General features: G+C 73.7%; 21 protein-coding genes, 1 pseudogene and 1 riboswitch. Of the genes and pseudogenes, 9 read left to right on the top strand and 13 right to left on the bottom strand.

Features of this window, described 5'->3' with window-relative positions; genetic code table 11:
* Nucleotides 1–101: 101 nt before the first annotated feature.
* Together IEX42_RS00645 and IEX42_RS00640 are read left to right on the top strand one after the other, a co-directional pair.
* Entirely contained in the window at nucleotides 102–950 is an 849-nt protein-coding gene (locus IEX42_RS00645; protein WP_188777283.1) for a DUF3097 domain-containing protein, read from the top strand.
* Between the two features lie 34 nt (nucleotides 951–984).
* Nucleotides 985–2646 carry an NAD-dependent malic enzyme gene (locus tag IEX42_RS00640; protein ID WP_188777282.1) on the top strand — a complete coding sequence of 554 codons (1662 nt, stop codon included), beginning with the start codon at nucleotides 985–987 and terminating at the stop codon, nucleotides 2644–2646.
* Nucleotides 2647–2669: 23 nt separating this feature from the next.
* Here the strand turns inward: IEX42_RS00640 and IEX42_RS00635 are convergent, their stop codons facing one another.
* Nucleotides 2670–3926: a DUF480 domain-containing protein gene (locus IEX42_RS00635; RefSeq protein ID WP_188777279.1), complete on the bottom strand. Its 1257-nt coding sequence runs from the start codon at nucleotides 3924–3926 to the stop codon at nucleotides 2670–2672.
* 257 nt (nucleotides 3927–4183) lie between these two features.
* Here IEX42_RS00635 and IEX42_RS00630 point away from each other — a divergent pair, with 257 nt between their 5' ends.
* On the top strand, nucleotides 4184–5617 hold the full coding sequence (locus IEX42_RS00630; RefSeq protein WP_229660472.1) for a WS/DGAT/MGAT family O-acyltransferase: 1434 nt from the start codon (nucleotides 4184–4186) through the stop codon (nucleotides 5615–5617).
* Nucleotides 5618–5629: 12 nt separating this feature from the next.
* Here IEX42_RS00630 and IEX42_RS00625 read toward each other — a convergent pair whose 3' ends face one another.
* The 4 genes from IEX42_RS00625 to IEX42_RS00610 all read right to left on the bottom strand — a co-directional run bounded on the left by IEX42_RS00625 (nucleotide 5630) and on the right by IEX42_RS00610 (nucleotide 8681).
* Complete coding sequence (locus IEX42_RS00625; protein ID WP_188777277.1) at nucleotides 5630–5950, bottom strand: helix-turn-helix domain-containing protein; 321 nt, start codon at nucleotides 5948–5950, stop codon at nucleotides 5630–5632.
* A 108-nt stretch (nucleotides 5951–6058) separates the two neighbouring features.
* Entirely contained in the window at nucleotides 6059–6769 is a 711-nt protein-coding gene (locus IEX42_RS00620; RefSeq protein WP_188777275.1) for a response regulator, read from the bottom strand.
* The gene (gene macS, locus IEX42_RS00615) at nucleotides 6766–7947 is read right to left on the bottom strand and encodes a MacS family sensor histidine kinase (protein WP_229660471.1); all 1182 of its coding nucleotides are present in this window, start codon (nucleotides 7945–7947) and stop codon (nucleotides 6766–6768) included. The genes IEX42_RS00620 and macS overlap by 4 nt, the downstream gene beginning before the upstream one ends.
* Nucleotides 7944–8681 (bottom strand): lysophospholipid acyltransferase family protein, encoded by a 738-nt coding sequence (locus tag IEX42_RS00610; protein ID WP_188777273.1) that lies wholly within the window; start codon nucleotides 8679–8681, stop codon nucleotides 7944–7946. Before IEX42_RS00610 ends, macS begins: the two co-directional genes overlap by 4 nt.
* A gap of 138 nt (nucleotides 8682–8819) precedes the next feature.
* On the opposite strand from IEX42_RS00610, the gene IEX42_RS00605 reads away from it, so the two are divergent.
* Nucleotides 8820–9581 (top strand): alpha/beta hydrolase, encoded by a 762-nt coding sequence (locus tag IEX42_RS00605; protein WP_188777271.1) that lies wholly within the window; start codon nucleotides 8820–8822, stop codon nucleotides 9579–9581.
* Nucleotides 9582–9614: 33 nt separating this feature from the next.
* Nucleotides 9615–10088, top strand: coding sequence for a hypothetical protein (locus IEX42_RS00600; RefSeq protein ID WP_188777269.1), 474 nt, complete (start codon nucleotides 9615–9617; stop codon nucleotides 10086–10088).
* 12 nt (nucleotides 10089–10100) lie between these two features.
* Here IEX42_RS00600 and IEX42_RS00595 read toward each other — a convergent pair whose 3' ends face one another.
* Genes IEX42_RS00595 through IEX42_RS00580 form a run of 4 tightly spaced genes read right to left on the bottom strand, consistent with a single transcriptional unit; the run spans nucleotide 10101 to nucleotide 13202 of the window.
* Nucleotides 10101–11024: an ROK family protein gene (locus IEX42_RS00595; RefSeq protein WP_188777267.1), complete on the bottom strand. Its 924-nt coding sequence runs from the start codon at nucleotides 11022–11024 to the stop codon at nucleotides 10101–10103.
* Entirely contained in the window at nucleotides 11021–11476 is a 456-nt protein-coding gene (locus IEX42_RS00590) for a hypothetical protein (RefSeq protein WP_188777265.1), read from the bottom strand. The genes IEX42_RS00595 and IEX42_RS00590 overlap by 4 nt, the downstream gene beginning before the upstream one ends.
* A complete protein-coding gene (locus IEX42_RS00585; protein WP_229660933.1) occupies nucleotides 11473–12726 on the bottom strand; it encodes an ArsA family ATPase in 1254 nt (417 codons plus the stop codon). Before IEX42_RS00585 ends, IEX42_RS00590 begins: the two co-directional genes overlap by 4 nt.
* Nucleotides 12727–12773: 47 nt before the next feature.
* Nucleotides 12774–13202, bottom strand: a complete 429-nt coding sequence (locus IEX42_RS00580; protein WP_188777264.1) for an SRPBCC family protein — start codon at nucleotides 13200–13202, stop codon at nucleotides 12774–12776.
* 77 nt (nucleotides 13203–13279) lie between these two features.
* Between IEX42_RS00580 and IEX42_RS00575 the strand changes: the two are divergent.
* From IEX42_RS00575 to IEX42_RS00565, 4 genes and pseudogenes are all read left to right on the top strand, one after another.
* Nucleotides 13280–14533, top strand: a pseudogene (locus tag IEX42_RS00575) (AMP-dependent synthetase/ligase); the annotation flags it as partial.
* Nucleotides 14484–15089, top strand: a complete 606-nt coding sequence (locus tag IEX42_RS18350; protein ID WP_444543248.1) for a hypothetical protein — start codon at nucleotides 14484–14486, stop codon at nucleotides 15087–15089. The pseudogene IEX42_RS00575 and the gene IEX42_RS18350, both read left to right, overlap by 50 nt.
* 79 nt (nucleotides 15090–15168) lie before the next feature.
* Nucleotides 15169–16713, top strand: a complete 1545-nt coding sequence (locus IEX42_RS00570) for a sensor histidine kinase (protein ID WP_188777262.1) — start codon at nucleotides 15169–15171, stop codon at nucleotides 16711–16713.
* A gap of 88 nt (nucleotides 16714–16801) precedes the next feature.
* Nucleotides 16802–17440 carry a response regulator transcription factor gene (locus IEX42_RS00565; protein WP_188777259.1) on the top strand — a complete coding sequence of 213 codons (639 nt, stop codon included), beginning with the start codon at nucleotides 16802–16804 and terminating at the stop codon, nucleotides 17438–17440.
* On the opposite strand, the gene IEX42_RS00560 is transcribed toward IEX42_RS00565, so the two are convergent.
* The 4 genes from IEX42_RS00560 to IEX42_RS00545 form a co-directional block, all read right to left on the bottom strand.
* Nucleotides 17424–18695, bottom strand: a complete 1272-nt coding sequence (locus tag IEX42_RS00560; protein WP_229660469.1) for a M48 family metalloprotease — start codon at nucleotides 18693–18695, stop codon at nucleotides 17424–17426. The genes IEX42_RS00565 and IEX42_RS00560 overlap by 17 nt on opposite strands.
* 19 nt (nucleotides 18696–18714) lie before the next feature.
* Nucleotides 18715–20022 (bottom strand): gluzincin family metallopeptidase, encoded by a 1308-nt coding sequence (locus IEX42_RS00555; protein ID WP_188777255.1) that lies wholly within the window; start codon nucleotides 20020–20022, stop codon nucleotides 18715–18717.
* A 23-nt stretch (nucleotides 20023–20045) separates the two neighbouring features.
* Nucleotides 20046–21047 (bottom strand): C40 family peptidase, encoded by a 1002-nt coding sequence (locus IEX42_RS00550; protein WP_229660468.1) that lies wholly within the window; start codon nucleotides 21045–21047, stop codon nucleotides 20046–20048.
* 13 nt (nucleotides 21048–21060) lie between these two features.
* A riboswitch (cyclic di-AMP (ydaO/yuaA leader) is annotated at nucleotides 21061–21213 on the bottom strand.
* A 209-nt stretch (nucleotides 21214–21422) separates the two neighbouring features.
* Nucleotides 21423–21629, bottom strand: a complete 207-nt coding sequence (locus tag IEX42_RS00545) for a hypothetical protein (protein WP_188777253.1) — start codon at nucleotides 21627–21629, stop codon at nucleotides 21423–21425.
* Between the last annotated feature and the right edge of the window lie 136 nt (nucleotides 21630–21765).

Raw genomic sequence — 21765 nt, 5'->3', positions numbered from 1 at the left:
CGTTGCCTCGCGATGCTCTAACGATATATCGCAACTGTTCTTCACGCAAGAGGTGTTTCGCTGCCGGGAACCGCCGGCACGGACGTCTAGCGTTCCTCTGCGTGAGCGATCGCTACGGCACCGACGTCCTCTCCAGCGACTGGCGCGCACCACGACGGGGTCGCTCCGTGGAGACCGTCGCGGACCTCGGCCTGGTGGTGGAGGAGGTCGGCACCGACTGGTGCGGGGAGATCGTCCGGGTCGAGCGCGACCTCGGGACCGTGACCCTGGAGGACCGCAAGCGGCGCCGGCGCACCTTCCCCCTCGGGCCGGGGTTCCTGCTCGAGGGCGTCCCCGTCGAGCTGGTCGCGCCGACGACGCGCACCGCGCCGGCGGCCCCCGGCCGTACGGCCTCGGGCTCGCTCGCCGTGCCCGGCAGCAAGGCCCGGGTCGCGCGGGCCAGCCGGATCTTCGTCGAGGGACGGCACGACGCCGAGCTGGTGGAGAAGGTCTGGGGCGACGACCTGCGGGTCGAGGGCGTGGTCGTGGAGTACCTCGACGGCATCGACGACCTCTCCGAGCAGCTCCGCGACTTCCGTCCCGGACCCGACCGCAAGGCGGGCGTGCTGGTCGACCACCTGGTGCGGGGGTCGAAGGAGAGCCGGATCGCCGACGCCGTCGCGCGCGGCCCGCTCGCCGCGCACGTGCTGGTCGTCGGGCACCCGTACGTCGACGTCTGGCAGGCCGTGAAGCCGCAGCGCCTGGGCAAGACCGCCTGGCCGACCGTGCCGCGCCACCTGGAGTGGAAGAAGGGCGTGTGCCAGGCCTGGGGGTGGCCGCACCGCGACCAGGCCGACGTCGCCCGGGCGTGGAAGCACATCCTCGGCGGCGTGCGCGACTACGGCGACCTCGAGCCGGCCTTCCTCGGCCGCGTCGAGGAGCTGATCGACTTCGTCACCTCCCCGGCCTGAGGCGCGCTCGCGGCCGCAGGACGATGATGGGCGCATGGAGTCCCGTCCCGTCCCGTCGTCCGTCCTCGTCGGCCAGGCAGTGCTCGACGACGCCCTCACCAACCGCGGCACCGCCTTCACCGACGAGGAGCGCGACGCGTACGGGCTGCGGGGCATGCTCCCCCCGGCGGTGGAGACCCTCGAGGAACAGGTGGCCCGGTGCCACGCGGCGTTCCTCGCCTGCGCGGACCCCGTCGCCCAGCTGATCTACCTCCGGCAGCTGCAGGACACCAACGAGGTGCTCTTCTACCGCCTGGTCACCGACCACGTCAGCGAGATGCTGCCCGTGGTCTACACGCCCACGGTCGGCGAGGGGTGCAGACGGTTCAGCGAGATCTACCGCCGCCCGCGCGGGCTGTTCCTCTCCTACGCCGATCGCGGGCGGATCCGCGAGCTGCTCGCCAACCGACCGCACCGCGACGTCGACGTGATCGTGGTGACCGACGGACAGCGGATCCTCGGTCTGGGCGACCTCGGGGCGAACGGCATGGGCATCCCGATCGGGAAGCTCTCGCTCTACACCGCGGTCGGCGGCATCGACCCCGCCAGGACGCTGCCGGTGCTGCTCGACGTCGGCACCGACACCACGGAGGTGCGCGACGACCCGCGCTACCTCGGCTGGCGGCACAAGCGCGTGACCGGGAGCGACTACGACGACTTCGTGACCGAGTTCGTCGACGCCGTACGAGCCGAGCTCCCGGACGTGCTGCTGCAGTGGGAGGACTTCGCGACCGCACAGGCACGTCCGATCCTCGAGCGCTACCGCGACACCATGCTCACCTTCAACGACGACATCCAGGGCACGGCCGCCGTCGTGCTCGGAGCGCTGACGAGCGCCGCCCGGCTGAGCAAGGTGGCCCTGACCGGCCAGCGGGTGGTGATGGTCGGGGCCGGGTCGGCGGCGATCGGCGTGCTCGACATGGTCCGGGAGGCGATGGTGCGCGCCGGCCTGTCCGAGGACGAGGCGCGCGGGCGGATCTGGGTCGTCGACGTCGACGGGCTGCTCACCACCTCACGACGGGGCCTGTCCCCCGAGCAGCAGGCGTACGCCCGCGATGCCGACGAGCTCGACGAGTGGACGACCACCAAGCCGTCGCTGATCGACGTCATCGAGAACGTCGCACCGACCACGCTCGTCGGGCTCTCCACCGTGGGCGGCCTCTTCGACGAGGAGGTCGTGTCCACCATGGCCGGGCTGGTCGACCGACCGATCATCCTGCCGCTGTCCAACCCGACGTCCAGCTCCGAGGCGGACCCGGCCGACCTGATGACGTGGACCGGCGGCCTCGCGCTGGTCGCGACCGGCTCGCCGTACCCGCCGGTCGAGGTGGACGGTGTCGAGGTCGAGGTCGCGCAGAGCAACAACGTCTACGTCTTCCCGGCGATCGGCCTCGCCGTCACCGCCGCCCGCGCCACCCGGGTGACGGACTCGATGCTGGTCGCGGCCGCGACCGAGCTCGGCGCCGTCGCCGCCGAGAGGGCGACCGACGACCCCGCGCCCCTGCTGCCCCCGGTCAGCGACCTCCCCGCGACCGCCCGCCGGGTTGCCCTGGCCGCCGCCCTGGCCGCGGTCGAGGACGGTGTGGCGCCCCCCGCCACGGAGGCCCAGCTGCGCGCAGCGATCCACCGCGCTCGGTGGACACCGCACTACGCCTGACTACGGGCACCGGCGGCCCTTCCTCACGCAGGCCGGACGCCCGAGCGGGCCAGCACGTAGAGCCGCTGCGTGGTCTCGCCCCGGGAGGTGCGCGGTCCACGCAGGTACCACTCCACCTCCGTCAGCCCGGCCCGCTCGAGGAGAGCGACGACCTCGGCGGGCCGGTGCAGCACCACCCGCTGGTCGACCTCGTGCCCGAACCACTCGGTGCCGGTGAGCAGACCCTCGCCGGCGTGCAGCGCCAGGAGCAGCACGCCACCGGGGCGCAGCGGCCGGAGCAGGGACTCCAGCGCCGCGGGCAGCTCGGAGGGCGCGAGGTGGATCAGCGAGTACCACCCCAGCACGGCCCCCCAGCCGTCCGCGGCGGCCGGGCGCATCAGGCGGCGCAGGTCGCCGACCTCGTACGTCGTCCCAGGGTGCCGCAGGCGCGCCTGCTCGACCATCGCCGGCGAGAGGTCGAGCCCCGTCGCCGTCACACCGGCCGCGGTCAGGTGGGCCGCCACGTGCCCGGGACCTGTCCCCACCTCGACGACCGGCGCCGACCCGACCTCGGCGACCACGCGGTCCAGCAGCCACCGCTCGAACGGCAGGCCGGCCAGCTCCTCGCTCAGCGCGTCGGCGTACGAGGACGCCACGGTGTCGTACGTCCGGCGCACCCGCTCGTCCCGCGCCTCGGCGCCCTGGGCGAGCACCGACTCACCCTCGGCGCCGGACGCCGTGGGCGCCCGTTCCGCCTGCGCCTCCTCGACGGGGCCGAGCAGGTGGACCCACCGGTGGTCCTGCTCGCGCGGCAGCCGCTCGAGGCGGGCCACCAGCGGCGGCTCGGCCGCTGCCAGCCGCTCCAGGCAGGCGGTGACGTCCTCGCGGGTCTCGAAGGTGTGCAGCCGCTCGGTCCGGGTACGCAGGGCACCGGGCTGCTGGGCGCCGCGCAGCAGCAGGACGGTCAGCAGCGCACGCGCCTCGTCGGTCAGGGACCAGGCGACCGCGGCGCGCTGGACGTACTTCATCGTGCGTCGCCCGGAGTCCTGCCAGGTCACCCCGACCAGCCCCTCGTCCTTCAGCGACCGCAGCGCCGCGTGCACCTCGGGCTCGTCGTAGTCCACGACCGGCTCGCGGCTGCTGGACTGGTTGCAGGCGGAGCGGACGGCGTTGAGCGTCAGCGGGTACGACGCCGGGACCGTCACCTCCTTCTCGAGCAGGCAGCCCAGCACGCGCTGCTCGGCGGGGTCGAGGACGGGGAGCGGCGCGTGGGCGGAGGGCGGGGCAGGCTGGTCCGGCACGGCCCTCACCCTAGGGCGCGTCTCTCGATTCTGGCCGTCCGCTGAACGTCGTCCAGCGCGTGCGCTGGCAACTCCGGGGTCCCCGCGGGAGCGCGAGCGCAGCGAGCGGTCTCGTGGGGTGGTGGCATGGCGCGGGAGCGAAGGCGGGCCGGCGGCCCGTCGAGCTTCCGCAACGCCGCCAGCGTGCGTGATGGGCGGCGGGCAGCAGGCCACGAATTGAGAGACGTGCCCTAGGCACCGGGTCCGACACTGAGAGGATGGTCACACCGACCACGAAGGGGACGCCCGTGCCGATCCCGCTGGACCCCACCTCGACCGCCTTCCTGGTCGCCGAGAACCGCACCATGCCGATGCACGTGGCGGCGCTGCAGATCTTCCGCACGCCGCCGGAGGCCGGCGAGGACTACGTCCGCTCGGTCTACGAGCAGATGATCGGGGTGGAGGAGATCGAGCCGCTGTTCCTGCGGCGCCCCCACCGCTCACCGCGGACCGCGGGACAGTGGACCTGGGTGCCGGACGACCAGTTCGACATCGAGTACCACGTCCGGCACAACGCCCTGCCGCGGCCCGGCCGGATCCGCGAGCTGCTCGAGCTCTGCTCGCGGCTGCAGGGCCAGCGCCTCAGCCGGGAGCGGCCGCTGTGGGAGGCCCACGTCATCGAGGGGCTCCCCGACGACCAGTGGGCGCTCTACATCAAGATGCACCACAGCCTGGTCGACGGCGTGGCCGCCGTCCGGCTGCTGCGCACGATGCTCACCGACGACCCGGACCGGCGCGACGTCCCGGTGCTGTGGGCCAAGCGGGACCCCGAGCAGGCTGCGACGAGGCGGCCGTCCGGTGGCGCCGGCATCGGCTCCCAGGCGCTGCGCGCCGCGAGGTCGCTGACCGCGGACGCGGTGGGGATGCCGGCCGCCCTGAGCCGTACGCTCCTCGGCTCGCTGCGCAACGAGACCTCGGCGGTGGCGCTGAACGCGCCTCGCACGATGTTCAACACCTCGATCACCGGCTCGCGCCGGTTCGCGGCGCAGGGCTGGTCGATGCAGCGCCTGCGCGGTGTCGCCACGGCGACCCGGACCACCCTCAACGACGTGGTGCTCGCGATGTGCAGCGGAGCGGTGCGCGACTACCTGCTCGACCACGACGCGCTCCCGGACCGCACGCTGGTCTCGATGGTGCCGGTCAGTCTGCACGCCGGCGGCGACGAGGCGTCCTCCAGCGGTGGCAACTCCGTCGGCTCGGTGATGGTGCAGCTCGGCACCCACCTGGCCGACCCCGCCGACCGGCTGGACGCCGTCCACCGGTCGATGCAGGAGGGCAAGCAGACGCTCGGCACGATGACGCCCACGCAGATCCTCGCGATGAGTGCGATCGGGCTGGCACCGGCCGTGATCAACCCGGCGCTGCGGGTCCACGAGCTCGTACGCCCGCCGTTCAACCTCATCATCAGCAACGTGCCCGGCCCGAAGCAGAAGCAGTACCACAACGGCGCGGAGCTGGTCGGCCTCTACCCGCTGTCCATCCCGCTGCAGGGGATGGCGCTCAACATCACGTGCGCGAGCTACGGCGGGGACGACGGCGAGATGGACTTCGGGCTGACCGGCTGCCGCCGAGCGGTGCCGAGCCTGCAGCGGCTGCTGACCGGGCTCGACGAGGAGCTGACGAGGCTCGAGGAGGTTGCCGGGACCCGCTGAGCCCGACGGGGCTCAGGCGGCGCTGGAGACCGGCTCGCCGGCCCGTGCGGGGACGGCCGGCAGGGTCGCGACCTGCCCGGAGACCTGGATCGTGCGGCGCTCGTGGGCGGCGACGGAGTCGGTGACCTCGCCGAGCAGCCGCGACAGCGGCAGGTCCAGCGCGCTGCACAGCGAGGCGAGCAGCTCCGAGGACGCCTCCTTGTGGCCGCGCTCGATCTCGGAGATGTAGCCGAGGCTGACCCGCGCCCTCGCGGACAGCTGGCGCAGGGTCATCTCCTGCTCCACCCGCTCTGCGCGCAGCACCCGGCCGAGCTCCTCTCGGAACAGCACCATGGGTCTCCTCCCGTACCGGCCACGCGTGGGCCGGAACTGCTGTCTGCAACGCCTCGACCTGAGCCTATCTTCCCCCGCCCGGCCCCCGGGCGGACCGGGGCACCCCTCTCAGGGGTCGATCTCGTCGTCGAGCCCCTGCTCGATGGCGTACCGGACCAGCTCGACCCGGTTGTGCATCTGCAGCTTGCGCAGCGTGTTCTGCACGTGGTTCTGCACGGTGCGGTGCGAGAGGAAGAGACGCTCGGCGATGGCCCTGTACGACAGGCCCTTGGCCACCATCCGCAGCACCTCGGTCTCCCGCTCGGTCAGCTGCGGCCGGTCGTCCTCCTGGCTGGGTACGGCCCCGCCGGCGTGCGCGGCCTCACCGAGACGGCGGTACTCCCCCAGCACCAGACCGGCCAGCCCGGGCGTGAACACCGCGTCGCCCTGCCCCACCCGGCGGACGGCCTCGACCAGCTCGGTGCTGGAGGCGGACTTCACGAGGTAGCCGGTGGCGCCGGCCTTCACCGCCTCGAGGACGTCCTCCTGCTCCCCCGAGGCGGACAGCACCAGGATCCGGACCGTCGGGTCGAGCGCGACCAGCTCTCCGGCCACGGCCACGCCGTCGGGCTCGGGGATCTGCAGGTCCAGCACGACCACCTGCGGACGCGCGGCGGGGAAGCGTGCCAGCACCTCCTGCCCCGTGGCCGCGGTCGCCACGACCTGCAGCCCCGCCTCCTCGAGGTCGCGCACGACGGCGTCGCGCCACATCGGGTGGTCGTCGACGACCATCACCCGCAGCGTGCCCTCGTCGGGCCCGGACCGCACCGGGTCGCTCATCGTCGCCCTCCTCCCAGCAGCCACGCTGCCGAGGCGTCCCCCCGTGGGACCCGGATCTCCCACTCGGTGCCCTCGGCGGGCGAGCTGTGCAGCGTCGCGGTCCCACCGAGGTAGCCGGTCCGGCCGCGGATGGACTCCGAGACCCCGAGCCGGCCGTCGGCGGCCGCCGCGTCGAGCCGGCCGTCCGCGATCCCGGGCCCGTCGTCGCGCACCGTCAGCACCACCTCGTCCTCCAGGTCCTCCAGCAGCACCCAGGCCGTCGCCTCGGCCCCCACGTGGTCCACCACGTTGTGCAGGCACGCGCCGGCCACCGCGACCAGCTCCTCGGCCCGCTCCCGCGTCATCGGGACCCGGCCACCCGGTACGGCCACCTGCACGCGCGGCGCCGGACGCGCCTGCAGGGCGCCGACCAGCTCGGCGAGGTCGACCTCGTCGCCGGCCGCGACGTCGTACGCCGGGGCGGGCTCGCGACGCTGCACCAGCGCGCGCAGCGCCACCTCCTGCTCGCCGGCGAGCCGGGCCAGCTCGGCCGTCTCGCCACCGATCTCGGCGCCACGACGCTGGACGAGCGCCAGCACCTGCAGGACACCGTCGTGCACGACCCGGGCCAGCCGAGCCCGCTCCTCGGCGACCGCGGCGGCGCGCTCGGCGGCGTCGCGCTCGCGCGTGGCCCGCCCCAGCAGGTCGCACAGGAAGCCGACCAGAGCGCCGCCGACGAGCAGCAGGAAGACGTTGCCGTAGTCGGACTGGTCGATGCTCGCCCGCGCCGCGATGTCGGAGACGCTGATCGCCGCCGCGGCCACCAGACCGCCGGGCCAGCCCCAGAGCACCGCCCAGGCCAGCACCACGACCATCACCCAGAACCCCGGGAGCGTCGCGCCGAAGTCCAGCCCCTTGATCCACGGGGTCAGACCGATGCCGAGCAGCGCGACCGCGAGGTCGAGCAGCAGCAGCGTGGCCCCCCGTCGCCGCGGCGCGGCGTACGCCCAGGTGGCCACGACCGTCCACGCCGCCAGCACCACGAAGAAGGCCAGGGCGGCGCCCGGGTGGTCGAGGCCGGCGCGGCGGTACCACCCCAGGCCGAGCGCGTTGACCAGCAGCACCACCCGCAGGACGGCGAGCGCCCGGAACATCGAGTCCTGGACGGTGCCGGTCGCGGCACCGGCGGGACCGGTCACGACGCGCGCGACCGCTCCGCGGCCGAGGACTCGTCGTCCTTGGCCTCCTTGGCGCGCTCCTTGGCCTGCTCCTTCGCCCGCGTCGCGTAGAGGTCGACGTACTCCTGGCCGGAGAGGGTCATGATCTCGTACATGATCTCGTCGGTGACCGACCGCAGGATGTAGCGGTCGTTCTCCAGGCCCTCGTAGCGGGAGAAGTCCAGGGGCCGGCCGAAGCGCACGACCGGCCGCGTCACGCGGCCGAACTTCTTGCCCGGCGGGGCGACCACGTCGGTACCGACCACGGCGGTCGGGATCACCGGCACCCCGGTCAGGAGCGCGAGCCGGGCGACGCCGGTCTTCCCGCGGTAGAGCTTCCCGTCGTGGGAGCGCGTGCCCTCGGGGAAGATCCCGAACAGCTCACCCTTGTCGAGCACGCGCTGCGCCGACGTGAGCGCACCCTCGGCGGCGCTGGCGCCCGAGCGGTCGATCGGCACCTGCCCGGCGCCGGCGAAGAACTTGCGCTGGAACCACCCCTTGAGACCCGGCGTGGTGAAGTACTCCGCCTTCGCCACGAAGGTCACCCGCCGCGGCAGCGTCAACGGCATGAAGAGCCAGTCGGCGTACGACAGGTGGTTGCAGACGAGCAGTGCCGGACCCTCGTCGGGGACGTTCTCGATGCCCTCGGTCTGGGGGCGGAACACCAGACGGAGCAGCGGACCGATCGCCACCCACTTCAAGAACCAGTAGAACAACGATGCCTCCGACCCCGTCTCGTCCGTACGACCACCCGAACCCTAGCCGCTGGAGCGACCGCCGTGACACCATCGCGACACCCTGCCGCCGCGGCTCGTACGCCGTGTCCCGCCGAGTCGACGAGGACCCCCACCGCCATGCCGCTCCACGACCCGGAACCCTTCACCGCACCCGGCCGACCCGACGCGTCGGGCCGTACCACCGGGGTGCTGCTGTGCCACGGCTTCACCGGCAGCCCCGGGTCGATGAACCCGTGGGGCCGCCACCTCGCCGCGCAGGGCTTCGCCGTCTCCGTACCCCTCCTGCCCGGGCACGGCACCACCTGGCAGGAGATGAACCGGACCGGCTACGACCAGTGGTACGCCGCGCTCGACAGCGCCTACGACGAGCTGCGCTCACGCACCGACGTGGTCGTGGTCGGCGGGCTCTCGATGGGCGGCGGGCTCTCGCTCCTGCTGGCCGCGCGCCACCCGCGCGACGTCGCAGGGGTGATGGTGGTCAACGCCGCGGTCTCCAGCCAGAACAAGCAGCTCCTGGCGGTGCCGCTGCTGAAGTGGGTGCTCGGCTCGATGCCGGGACTCGGCGGTGACATCAAGAAGCCGGGCGTCGCCGAGAGTGCGTACGACCGGGTGCCGCTCAAGGCCCTCCACTCGATGGTGCAGGGGTGGCGGCAGGTCCGGGCCGCCCTGCCCGAGGTGACCCAGCCGCTGCTGGTCTGGCGCTCGCGGGAGGACCACGTCGTCGACGAGCAGTCCACGCGCGACATCCTGGCCGGGGTCAGCTCCCGCGACGTCGAGGAGCACGTCCTCGAGGACAGCTACCACGTCGCGACGCTGGACAACGACGCCGAGCTGGTCTTCGCCGAGTCCGTCGACTTCGTCCGCCGGGTCACCGGCTGACAGGCTCACCCGGCGAGGGGCAGGATGGTCGGCGTGAGCGGACGAGAGGACGGTGCCGACGAGGACGCCGCGTGGCGCTCCATCGTGGCGAACTACGGCGAGCGGGCCTCGCTCGAGGAGCCGGACGCTCAGCCGCACGGGAACGACGAGCCGGCGACCGACGCCGAGGCGGACGACCCGCCCCGCCGGACCGAGCATCCTGTCGACCCACGGCTCTTCGACCCGCCCCCGCTGGACCCGTGGGTCGCGCGGCACCTGGGCGAGGAGCGCTTCGAGCCTCCGGTGCCGGCTCCCACCCCGCTGCCCGAGCCCCGTCGGCTGCTGGCCTGGGTCGGCGTCCTCGGCGTGCCGGTCCTGCTGCTCGTCCTCGTGGTCCTCCACGTGGTCGTCCCGACCTGGGCCAGCCTGCTGATGCTGGTGTGGTTCCTCGGCGGCTTCGGCTACCTGGTGGCCACGATGCGACGCGGTGGCGACGACGACGACTGGGACGACGGCGCGGTCGTCTGAGGCGACCGAGCCTCAGAGCCTGGTGAGCTCCGCGGCGCCCACCAGACCGGCGTACGGCCCGAGCGTCGCGACGCTCAGCTCCGGCTCCGAGCGGTGGCCGCTGCCCACGAGTGCCTCGTGCAGGGCCCGGCGCGCGGGCTCGAGGAGCAGCTCACCGGCGGCAGAGACGCCGCCGCCGACGAGGACCAGCTCCGGGTCGAACCCTGCGACGAGGTCGGCCAGGCCCGTCCCGAGCCAGCGCCCCACCTCGAGGTAGGCGCCACGGGCGACCGGGTCGCGACGCTCGGCCGCCTCCGTCAGCGCCGGCCCGCTCAGCGGGGACCCGGCGTCGGCGGCGAACCGGGCCAGCGCCTTGCCGGAGCAGTACTGCTCCCAGCACCCGGTGTGCCCGCACTCGCAGGGGCGACCGTCCGGGACCACCCGGATGTGGCCGAACTCGCCGGCCATCCCGTTGCGCCCGACGTGCAACCGCCCGTCGATCATCAGCGCACCGCCGATCCCGGTCCCGAGCGTCACCATCACGACGTCGCGCGCACCACGGGCCCGGCCGTGGACGTGCTCGGCCCACAGCGCCGCGTTGGCGTCGTTGGCGACCGTCACCGGCAGCCCCAGCCGCGCGCCGAGGCGGTCGCGCAGCGGCTCGTCGCGCCAGGACAGGTGCGGGGCGAACATCACCCGGCTGCCCGCCGCGTCGACGAAGCCGGCGGCCGCGATCCCCACCGCCTCGACGGCGTGACGGTGCTGGAGCGCCGCGACCGCGTCGGCGATCAGGCCCTCCACCACATCGGCCGGCGCGGTGCGGTGCGGAGTCTCACGACCCTCGCTGTCGACCACCCGGCCCTCGGACCCGACCACACCGGCGAGGATCTTGGTGCCGCCGATGTCGACACCGACCCGCACCCCCGTGCCGTCCCCCGGCGTCCCCGCCGGGCTCACGACCGGTCGTCCTCGACGTCCCAGTCCTCCTCGGACCCGGACCCGAGGTCGATGTGCTCGACGCCGTCCTGCGGTCCCGGTCCGGTACGACCCTCCTGCGGCACGTGCGTGGCGAGCAGCCCGGCGGCGGCCTCCAGCAGGGAACCGGCCGCGGAGACCAGGTGGTCGCGGACCTCCGGGCTGGTCTGCCGCACGGCGTGGACGACCCGGCAGACCGGGCACCAGCGGCACTCCGCGGAGTCGGTGGCGAGGTGCGCGTCGACGTCGCGGGCGGCGTCGGCGACGTGGTCGGCCACGGCGTGCGCGGCCCTTCCCTGCTCCTGCGACTGCTCGCGCGCCCACTGGGACAGGGCGCCGAGGAGCTTGACGGCCTCCTCGCCGACGGACCCCACCTCCGGACCACCGTCCTCGCCGGCGGAGTGCCGGGAGGACTCGTCGGGCTCGTCGTTCACCACGGCTGCTCCTCCCCCTGCTCGGGTACGTCGTCCTCGGCCGCCGCGGCTGCGGCGGCCTCGCGGAACCGTACCCGCAGCACGCCGTCGTCGACCGTGGCACCCGACACCGGCCACCGGGCGAGCGACGCCGGCAGGGTGAGCACCCGGCGGTAGGCGCCGACCGTCACGACGAGGCTCTCCCCGTGCCGGGCGAGGTCGACGTCGCCGGTGGCGACGAAGGGCAGCGACACCCGCAGCTCGGCACCTCGCCGCTCGCCGGGGCCGGTCGCACCGAGGCGACGGACACGGACGGGACCGGGGCCCTCGGGGACCGCGAAGGGGTCCTCCGTGCCGCGGGAGGCATAGGCGTCCTGCGCCACGGACGCCACGGCGTCGGGCCCGACCGGCTCGGCGGCGGCGTACGACGACGTCCACACCGGCAGCGGGGCGAACGAGTCGTGCACCTCGGCCAGCACCTCGGCCTGTGCCGCCTGCCACCCGTCGGCCCAGGCCCCGGCGCCGGCGGGGAAGACCCGGTTGGCGACCACCCCGTCGACCCGGTAGCCGAGCAGGGACAGCGTGGTCAGCGACCGCCGGGCCTCGGCCAGGACGACCCGTTCGGGAGTGAGCACCAGGCGTACCGACGACTCCGGCCGGACGAGGAGCCGTCGTACCTCCAGCAGGTCGGCCTGGAGCCGCTCGACCGCCGAGATCACCTCGTCGCCGGGGACGGGCAGCCCGGTGGCCCGCCCGACGACGGGGCGCAACGCCTTGAGCAGCCGACGCTCGGGACCGCCCACCCGGTCGAGGTACCACCGCAGCGCCTCCGGCAGCGCCAGCAGACGCAGCGTCTCCGCGGTCGGCGCGCAGTCGACGACGACGACGTCCCACGGCCCGCCGCCCGACCGGTGCTGCTGGCGGACGTGGGCGCGCAGCTCCAGCAGCGCCAGCACCTCCTCCAGCCCGGGGACGACGGTGAGCTCCTCGGCGGTCAGGTGGTCGACCCCGGCCGCGTCGAGCACCGCGCGCAGGTAGCCCGACACCTCCGACCAGGAGCGCTCGAGCTCGCGCTGGGTGTCGACCTGCTGCACCCAGAGCCCGGGCTCGACCTCGACGGGATCGGAGCCGGCGCCGCTCAGGCCGTACGCGTCGGCCAGCGAGTGTGCCGCGTCGGTCGACATCACCAGGGTCCGGCGACCCGACCGTGCGGCCAGCGCGGCGGTCCCGGCCGCGACCGTCGTCTTGCCGACCCCTCCCTTGCCGGTCAGCAGGAGGACCCTGGGGGTGTGCCCGACCCGGCCCGCGGTCGGGGCCGTCAGCGGGACTCCACGCGCTTCTTCAGGCCCTTGAGCGCGGTGTCGATGATGACCTTCTCCGCGCGCCGCTTCAGCATGCCGATCATCGGGATGCTGATGTCCACGGCGAGCCGGTAGGTGACCTCGGTGGCGCCGCCCCGCGCGCTGAGGACGTACTCCCCGTCGAGCGCGGTGATCAGCTTGCCCTCCACCAGGGTCCACGAGACCGAGGTGTCGTCGTGCCAGTCGTAGACGAGCGTGTACGCGTCCTTGATCGGCCCGGCGTCCAGCTCGAAGGCGACCTTGTCGGCCCGGGGACCGTCCTTCTCGAGGACCGTCACCGCGGACATCCCCGCCCACTCGGGGTACGCCTCGAAGTCGGCGATGACGTCCATGACCTCGGTCGGCGAGGCCTCGACGACGATGCTGGAGCTGGTCTGGTCGGCCATGCGCGCACACTATCCCGCTGCACCGGCCCGGTAGCCTCGCGGCGGACCTGCGTACGTCACTGAGGAAGGGAGCTCGCGTGCGGGAGTACGCCACCGCCTCGGACGTCGACGTCCCGGCCAGCGGCAACCTGAGCGACGACCTCGAGCAGCGCGTCCGGGAGACACCTGAGCTGGTGCTGGTGCGTCGACCGGCGCCGTCGCCGGACGGGCCCGGCTGGCGCGACCTGACGGCGCTCGAGCTGCGCGAGCAGGTGCGCGCCGTGGCCAAGGGCCTGGTCGCCAGCGGGGTGGAGGTCGGCGACCGGGTCGGGATCTGGTCCCGGACCCGGTGGGAGTGGGTCGTCGCCGACTACGCGGCCTGGTACGCCGGCGCGGTCAGCGTGCCGGTCTACGAGACGTCGTCACAGGCGCAGGTCGAGCACGTGCTGACCGACGCCGGTGTGCGCGCCCTCGTCGTCGAGGACGCGACGCACGCCGCCCACGTCGGCACCTTCCGGGCCCGCGCCGAGGACCTCCACCACGTGTGGGCGATCGAGGGGGGCGCACTGGACCTGCTCGCCCGGCTGGGCGGCGACGTCTCCGACGACGAGCTGGAGGCGCGTCGTACCTCCCGGGGTCCGGAGGACCCCGCGACGGTGATCTACACCTCCGGCACCACCGGCGCGCCGAAGGGCTGCACCCTCACCCACGGCAACCTGCGCTTCGAGGTCGAGGCCACGACGCACGCCCTCGAGCCGCTGTACGCCGCCGACGACGCCTCGACCCTCGTGGTCCTTCCGCTGGCCCACGTGTTCCCACGGGTGCTGCAGCTGGCCTGCGTACGCGCGGGGGTCGCCACGGGGCACACCTCCTCGATCACCGCTCTCGACGAGGACCTGCGCTCCTTCGCCCCCACCTTCGTGCTGGGTGTCCCCCGCATCTTCGAGATGCTGTTCAACCAGGCCTCGCAGGACGCCACCGCGGACGGCGACGGGCGCCGCTTCGCCCGCGCGGTCGAGGTCGCGATGGCCTGGTCGCGGGCGCGCAGCGCTGTGGGCGACGGGAGCGACGTGGGCGCGACGGGTCGGGTTCCGCTGCGCCTGCGGGTGCGTCACGCCGGCTTCGACCGCACGGTCTACCGCCAGGTGCGCGACCGGCTCGGCGGCGCCTGCCGCTACGCCGTTTCCGGCGGCGCCCCGCTCGGCGAGCGGCTGGCGCACTTCTACCGAGGGGTCGGCATCGACCTGCTCGAGGGCTACGGCCTGACCGAGTCCGCCGCCGCGCTGACCGTCAACACGCCCGGTGCGACGAGGATCGGGACCGTCGGACGTCCGCTGCCCGGCACCGCGGTCCGGGTCTCCGAGGACGGCGAGCTGCTGTTCCGCGGCGCGCAGGTGTTCGCGGGCTACTGGGACGACCCCGAGAGCACGGCCGAGGCGCTCGACGGTCGGCGAGATCGACGAGGACGGGTTCGTCCGCGTCACCGGTCGCCGGCAGGAGATCATCGTCACCGCCGGCGGCAAGAGCGTCTCCCCCACCGCGCTGGAGGAGCGCCTGCGCTCCCACCCGCTGGTCGACCAGTGCCTTGTGGTCGGCGACGGACGACCGGTCGTCGGGGCGCTGCTCACCCTCGACCCCGACGCACTCGCCGCATGGTGCGAGTCGAGAGGTCGCTCGGGCGAGCGGGTCGAGGACCTGCTCGACGACCCCGACCTCCGTGCCGACCTCCAGCGGGGCGTCGACGACGCGAACCGGTCGGTGAGCCGCGCCGAGGCGGTCCGTCGGTTCGCGGTCCTGCCGGTCCTGTGGACCGAGGAGGGCGGCCAGCTCACCCCGTCGCTCAAGCTGCGGCGCTCGGTCCTGATGCGCGAGACGCTCGACGACGTCTCCCGGATGTACGACCGGTGAGCAGATCCCACCGCGTGCCAGCCGTCCCTCGCGCGTCGGCGTAGCCCTTTTGCCACCGGTGCTGCGATCATCAGCCCTCATGAACGAGGTTCGGGCCCGCATCGGCACGGCCGTGCGCTTCCTCGTCCTCGCCGTGCTCCTGATGCTCAGCGTCGTCCTGGGCCGTTCCGACGACGTCCGTCCGCTGGTGGAGATCCTCGTCGTGGCCGCCGTCGTGTCGACGCTCTCACTGACCACACGGATCCGTCAGGACCTGCTCGCCGTGGTCGAGGGCGTGGCGGCGAGCCTCGCCGTCGTCCTGGCCTCACCGGACTGCGTGCTGGCGCTGCCGTACCTCCTCGTCCCCGTCCTCGTCGCCGGGATGCGCGCGACGTGGGTGGTCCCCGCCGTCACCCTGGTGGCCGAGGCCGCCACGATCGCCCTGGTCTGGTGGCGGACCGACACCTTCTCCGGGAGCACGACCCTGGACAGCGCCGGCCGCAACCTGATGCCGTTCGCCCTAGTCGCCCTGGCCGCCCTCCCGGTCGGGTTGATCGGCATCGCGATCGGCCGCGTGGTGCGACGGCGTACCGAGGACGACCAGACGAACTACCGCAACGCGATCTCGCTGATCAGCCAGCTCGACGCCCTCAGCTCGCGACTCAGCCGAGGCCTGGACCCGGTCCACCTCGCCGAGGAGATCATGACCGACGCCGACGTCTCGCTGCCCGTGCAGCAGGCGGTCGTCTACGCGCGCGGCGCCAAGGGCAGGGTCTACCCCCTGCGCTACTCCGAGTTCAGCGCGCCGTCGGCGTTCGGCGACGTCGAGGAGCTGGTCGAGCAGGTGTGGTCCACCGAGCGGCTGCACTCCCGCGACCTCGTCACCGCGATCCCGGTGCGCTCACCGGAGCGCACCGTCGCCGTCCTCGTCGTCCAGCTCACCCACGAGGCCGAGAGCTCCGCGCTGGAGCGGCTCCAGGCCTCCGTGCGCGACCGGGCGCTGCAGCTGCAGGCGGCGCTGCTGTTCGACAACGTCCGCGCGACCGCGACCAGCGAGGAGCGCAACCGGCTGGCCCGCGAGGTGCACGACGGTGTCGCGCAGGACATCGCGTCGCTGGGCTACGTCATCGACTCGATCGCCGCCCAGACCCGCAGCACGACCCAGCACGACCGGCTGGTGGCGCTGCGCACCGAGGTGACCCGGGTGGTGGCCGAGCTGCGGGCCTCGGTCTACGACCTGCGCAACGAGATGCGGGCCGGCGAGGGGCTCGGGCAGGGCGTCTCGGCGTACGCCCGGCAGATCGGCTCGCGGTCCGACCTCACCGTGCACGTACGCCTCGACGAGGGCGCCACCCGGCTGCGGCCCGAGCTGGAGGCCGAGCTGCTGCGGATCGCCCAGGAGGCGATGAACAACGCCCGCAAGCACTCCGAGGGCCGCAACCTCTGGGTCAGCTGCACCGTGCGACCGCCGCGGGTGGAGATCGAGGTCGTCGACGACGGAGCCGGGATGCAGCCGCCGCGCGAGGACTCCCAGGGCCTGCGGATCATGCGCGAGCGGGCGGAGCGCGTGGGCGCCGTGCTGGACGTCGGGGCCCGCGACAGCGGTCCCGGCACGCGGCTGAGCGTTCGCCTCCCGTCCGCGTGAGTCGTGTGAGAATGCCCGGGCGCGTACCCCGGCGCTCTGGGCCGCCGTCGTACCGCGACCCCCTCACCGAGTCGGAAGGCACCAGACGATGACCACGGTCCTCCTCGTCGACGACCACGAGCTGATCCGCAGCGGTCTGGCCGGGGCGTTCGCCGGGCCCGGCCAGTTCACCGTGGTCGGGGAGGCGGGCACGGTGCGCGAGGCGCTCGCCATCGCCTCCAGCGCTCAGCCCGACGTCGTCGTCACCGACGTCCGGCTCCCCGACGGGACGGGCCTCGACATCGTCCGCACCCTGCGCAAGCAGCGCGACGACATCGGCCTGGTCGTGCTGACGATGTACGCCGGCGACGAGCAGCTGTTCGCGGCGATGGACGCCGGCGCCTCGGCATTCGTCGGGAAGGACGCCCCCAGCACCGAGGTGGTCGCGGCCGCCCGGCACGCCGCCGTCTCGCCGCGCACCTTCACCTGCGCCGGGCTGGGCGAGGCCATGATGCGCAAGATGAACTCCACGACCCCGCAGCTGAAGGAGCGCGAGCGCGAGGTCCTCGAGCTCCTCGCCGCCGGGCTCGGCGTCAGCCAGATCGCCGGCAAGATCTACATGAGCGAGTCGGCCACCAAGTCGCACATCACGAAGATCTACGAGAAGCTCGGCGCCGCCAACCGCGCCCAGGCCCTGGTCACCGCGATGCGGATGGGGCTGCTCAACGAGGTCATCGACCGGCCCTGACCGTTCCCTCGGCGTACGCACGGGCGGCACCGATCCGCTGCACGGTGGTCGGGTGGGTGCCGAAGACGAGCCGGTAGACCAGCGGCGGGTCCGGGTCCCCGAGCGACTGTGCGGCCAGACGCCGCTGCATGGCCTCGAAGGCGGACGGGTCCCGCGTGGCCCGCAGCGCGGTCTGGTCCGCGCGTGCCTCGAGCGCGCGGGAGACGGTGTCCTCGACGGGCGTCGCCAGCAGCTCGCCGGCCGAGGTCAGTGCGAGCAGCAGCGCCAGGACCCGCACGTCGTGCGGGCCCGCGGCGCCCGACCGGCGCACCCACCAGGAGGTCCGCTCGCCCGGCTGGAGCAGCAGCCCGAGCAGCCCGACGCCGAGCACGGCGCCGAAGGCTCCGAGCAGCGTGCCGGTCAGCACGTCGTCGTCCCTCGCGTGCCCGAGCTCGTGCGCGACGATCGACAGCACCTGGTCGCGCGGCAGGTCGCGGACGGTGTTGTCCCACAGCACCACCCGGCGCGTGGCGCCGAAGCCGGTCACGTACGCGTTCAACGTGGTCGTACGACGTGACGCGTCCGCGACGAGCACGTCGTCGACCTCGACCCCCTCGCGGTCGGCGAGGCGGAGCACCCCCTCGCGCAGTGGACCCGCCGGGAGCGACGCGAACTGGTTGTTCAGCGGCTCGACCACCACCGGGTAGACGAACGAGCCGAGCACCACCAGGACGGCGGAGACCAGCGCACACCAGACCGGCCAGCTGCGCGGAGCCCGGCGCGCGAGGCCGATCAGGACGATCGCCGCGACGGCGGTGTAGACCGTGGTGACCCCCAGCGCCACGACCTGGTCCTGCACCCAGGAGCCGAGACCCTGCCGGCTGAGACCTGCCTCCAGCGACTCGTGCCGGCTGGCCAGCGCGAACGGCAGCGTCAGCACCCGGCCGACGAGCAGCAGGAGCAGCGACCCGACCAGCACGCGCACCCACCACCAGCCCCGCAGACGGCCGAGCAGGCGCGAGCCCACGCGGGTCAGCCCGAGCACGAGCGCCACCAGCAGCGAGACCCCCAGCGAGGACAGGGAGAGCCCCCGCTGGGTGGCGGAGTAGCGCGTGGCCCGGGCCAGCACCGTGGGGTCGAGGACCTCCGAGGGGCGTACGGCGGGCAGCGACCGCGTGTCGGGCAGCAGGTCCCACGGCACGCGGAGGACGGCGACCACCGCGAAGCCGACCAGTCCGAGGAGCACCACCACAGCGGCCCACCGTCGCGAGGTCACTCCCGGCACCCCCTACCGGTCACCGGTCACCGGCCTGCGCCGCCAGGTCGGCGCTCCACGCCCGCTCGAACGCCTGCTGGCTCGTCCCCACGACGCTCCGGAACGCCGCCGCGACGGAGGTGCCGTCGGTGACGGCGTCGTACAGGTCGACCAGCGTCCGCTCCCCGTAGCGCATCGCCAGGAACCGGCACGCGGTCCACGCCTCCTCGTACGTCGCCCCCAACCCGCTGGCGCTCGGAGCCAGGTCGTCGGCGTCGGGCAGCGCCGTCGGCGGACCGTCCTTGCGCACCCGGCTCAGCACCTGACCGGCGGCCGTCGTGAACGGGATGTCCGCGTGGGCGAGGGCGACGTAGTCCGCGAACCCCTCCAGCAGCCAGGTGGGCAGGTCGGCGAAGCTCGCCCTCGTCGCGACGTGGGTGGCCTCGTGGCTGAGCACCACCTGGCTGCCCCGGGGCCCGAGCCCGCCGAACACCGTCGGGTTGAGGTAGACGTGCACGGGTGTGCCCGGCTCCTTGCTGCCGTCGACCGTGGTGGTGACGGCCGCGATCGCCGCGTAGCTCCCCGGTCGTGCACCGATCAGCCGCTCCAGCTCCTGCTCGCTGTCCGGCGCCTCCACCACGAGCGGCCCGCTCCACCCGGGGAGGACCTTGCGGACGTCGCGGACCGCCTGGCGGGCACGCTCGCTCAGCACGGCCGGTGTGCCGGCCGCCGACCCCGCCGCCGCGAGGACCAGCGTGTCGGACGTGCGCTCCACGGCGGCCGGGCCGCTGAGCCACAGCGCGCCCCGCTCCCCCGGCGCGTCGGTGTCGACCAGCCGGGCCCCGCCTCCCTGCGCGACGAAGGTGAACCGTGCCGAGAGCGTGGTCGGCGCGTCGTCGTACTCAGGCAGCCGCCAGGAGACCGCTACCGTCGCGTCCCAGGTGCGGTCGTCCTCCTGGGACTGCGTGGTCGCCGAGGCGCCCGCACCGTCGTCCGTGCCCGAGCCCGTTCGGGACACGTAGCGGAACCGGACGTCGGTCAGCCCCAGCGCCGCGGCATTGCGTACGACCGCGGCCGCGCGGTCGCGTTCCCCGGAGCTCGCCAGTCGCTCGGCGGCGGGGACGTCCGCCTGCCGCACCGCCGCGGCGAGCTGGCCCAGCAGGTCGCTGGCCGCTGCGTCCTGACGGGTGGCGGTGTCTCCGTCGGCTCGGGGCGGCGTGATCTCGGTGCCGCCGCACGCGCCGAGAACCAGGCACAGCAGCACGCAGATCGCGAGGAGCAGTCGCCCGGGCACCGGGCGGCCGGGACGCGAGCGGCCGGCCGCTCCCTCAGGGGAGCGACCGGCCACGGGGTGCGGACGTCGGTTCAGCGTCAGCCCACGCGGGTGGCGCCGGAGTACGGCATCGAGTCGACCGGCGAGACCTCCACGCCGGAGCGCGGGTTCGCGGCGTGCACGATCTTGCCGTTGCCGATGTACATGCCGACGTGGCTGACCGGGGAGTAGTAGAAGACCAGGTCGCCGGGCTGGAGCTGGTCGCGGGAGACGGGCGTGCCCGACCCCATCTGGGCCCCGGACTGGTGCGGCAGGCCGACGCCGGCCTGGCCCCAGGCGGCCATCATCAGGCCGGAGCAGTCGAAGGCGTTGGGGCCCGATGCGCCCCAGACGTAGCTGTCGCCGACCTGGGCGAGCGCGTACCGGACGGCTGCACCGGCCCGACCGCTGGCGGCGGGCAGCGGGCCGTCGAAGGCCGCGCCGTTGTCCGCGGCCGACATCCGGGCCCGCTCGGCGGCCTTGAGCGAGTCGAGCTGCGTCTTGGCCTCGGCGGCCTTGCTGTCGACGACCGACTTCTGCTTGCGGAGCACGTCCTCCGTCTTGTCCAGCGCGGCCACCTGCTCATCGGCCGCCTTCTTGCGCAGCGCCAGCGACGCCAGCTCGGCGTCGTAGTCGCTCATCGCGGTGGCCTGCTGGCTGCTGTACGACGAGGCGGCGTTGAGGTTGTCGACGAACCGCTGCTGGTCCTTGGCGAAGACCACCTGGCTGGCGGTGGACAGGTCCTGGCCGTGGTACTGCTGCACCATCATCGAGGCGACGCCGCCGCGCATCGAGTCCACGACGCGCTGCTGCTTGGCGAGGTCCTTGCGGAGCGTGGTGAGCCGGTCGCGGGAGTCGGTGAGCTGGATCTTCGCCGCGTTGTAGTTCTCGGAGGCGATCTCGGCCTGGTGGTAGAGCCGGTCCACCTTCTTCTGCACGTCCTCGAGCTTCGGCTCGGCCGAGGCGGGGGCGGCGAGGTGGAGCCCGAGGCCGCCGAGACAGGCGGCGAGGGCGAGACCCGCGACAGGTCGGATGGAGGTGCGCTTGCGGCCGTCGATCACGAGCGGACGGTCCCCTTCGTCGTGTGGACGCCTACCAGGTGAGCTGACGGATTCGGACGCACGATCGCCCTACCAGTGCTTCCACGGTCTCGGACCGCGTGCCACACCGGATTCACCCCACGTGCTTGGTTCCCCGGCTCCTCCGCGGCACCGACCCCGTTCGGGGTGGTCTCGTCAGAGGACTCGACGTGACGCCCGAGCCCCTCCGGTCTGAGGTGCTGGTGCGGACGCCACGGTGAGACTAGAGGAGCCGACCGCCGCGCTCAAACCGGCCCCGCCGACCTGTGGATGGTGACCTGGCGCACACGTCACGCGGCAGAATCGGGCACGAATGGCAGCCCGCCACATGTGTCCCAGCGGCACCAGCGCACCGGCTCAGGCGGACTCCACCTCGGGGCCTCCGACGGCATGCACCATCCGCAGCGGCGGCACCAGTCCTGAGCCGGCCAGCGCGTCCAGCGCCTGGCGCTCGTCGTCGTCGATGGTGAGTCCGGGCGTGGGCCCCAGCAGGACCGTCACCACGCAGTCGTGGCAGGACAGCCCACGCACCAGGCACGTGTCGCAGTCGATCCGCACAGTCATCGCGTCACTCCTCTCCCGGGCCCTGCCCGGGTGATCTGTCGGTCCGGCCCCGGGCATCACCTGCCCGACCGGCTCGTACCGGACGCTGGCACCCGCCGCCGACAGAAACCGAGGAGCCGCGGACCCGGCGTGCGGG

It is taken from the genome of Marmoricola endophyticus, from assembly GCF_014644415.1.
GTDB lineage: Bacteria > Actinomycetota > Actinomycetes > Propionibacteriales > Nocardioidaceae > Marmoricola > Marmoricola endophyticus.
This window is presented reverse-complemented; position numbering and strand designations above follow the sequence as displayed.

Excerpts from the sequence above, each read along its gene's own strand:
- IEX42_RS00640 (WP_188777282.1), top strand. The coding sequence starts at position 985 with ATGGAGTCCCGTCCCGTCCCGTCGTCCGTCCTCGTCGGCCAGGCAGTG.
- IEX42_RS00630 (WP_229660472.1), top strand. The coding sequence starts at position 4,184 with ATGGTCACACCGACCACGAAGGGGACGCCCGTGCCGATCCCGCTGGAC.
- IEX42_RS00625 (WP_188777277.1), bottom strand. The coding sequence starts at position 5,950 with ATGGTGCTGTTCCGAGAGGAGCTCGGCCGGGTGCTGCGCGCAGAGCGG.
- IEX42_RS00620 (WP_188777275.1), bottom strand. The coding sequence starts at position 6,769 with ATGAGCGACCCGGTGCGGTCCGGGCCCGACGAGGGCACGCTGCGGGTG.
- IEX42_RS00605 (WP_188777271.1), top strand. The coding sequence starts at position 8,820 with ATGCCGCTCCACGACCCGGAACCCTTCACCGCACCCGGCCGACCCGAC.
- IEX42_RS00580 (WP_188777264.1), bottom strand. The coding sequence starts at position 13,202 with ATGGCCGACCAGACCAGCTCCAGCATCGTCGTCGAGGCCTCGCCGACC.
- IEX42_RS00570 (WP_188777262.1), top strand. The coding sequence starts at position 15,169 with ATGAACGAGGTTCGGGCCCGCATCGGCACGGCCGTGCGCTTCCTCGTC.
- IEX42_RS00565 (WP_188777259.1), top strand. The coding sequence starts at position 16,802 with ATGACCACGGTCCTCCTCGTCGACGACCACGAGCTGATCCGCAGCGGT.
- IEX42_RS00545 (WP_188777253.1), bottom strand. The coding sequence starts at position 21,629 with ATGACTGTGCGGATCGACTGCGACACGTGCCTGGTGCGTGGGCTGTCC.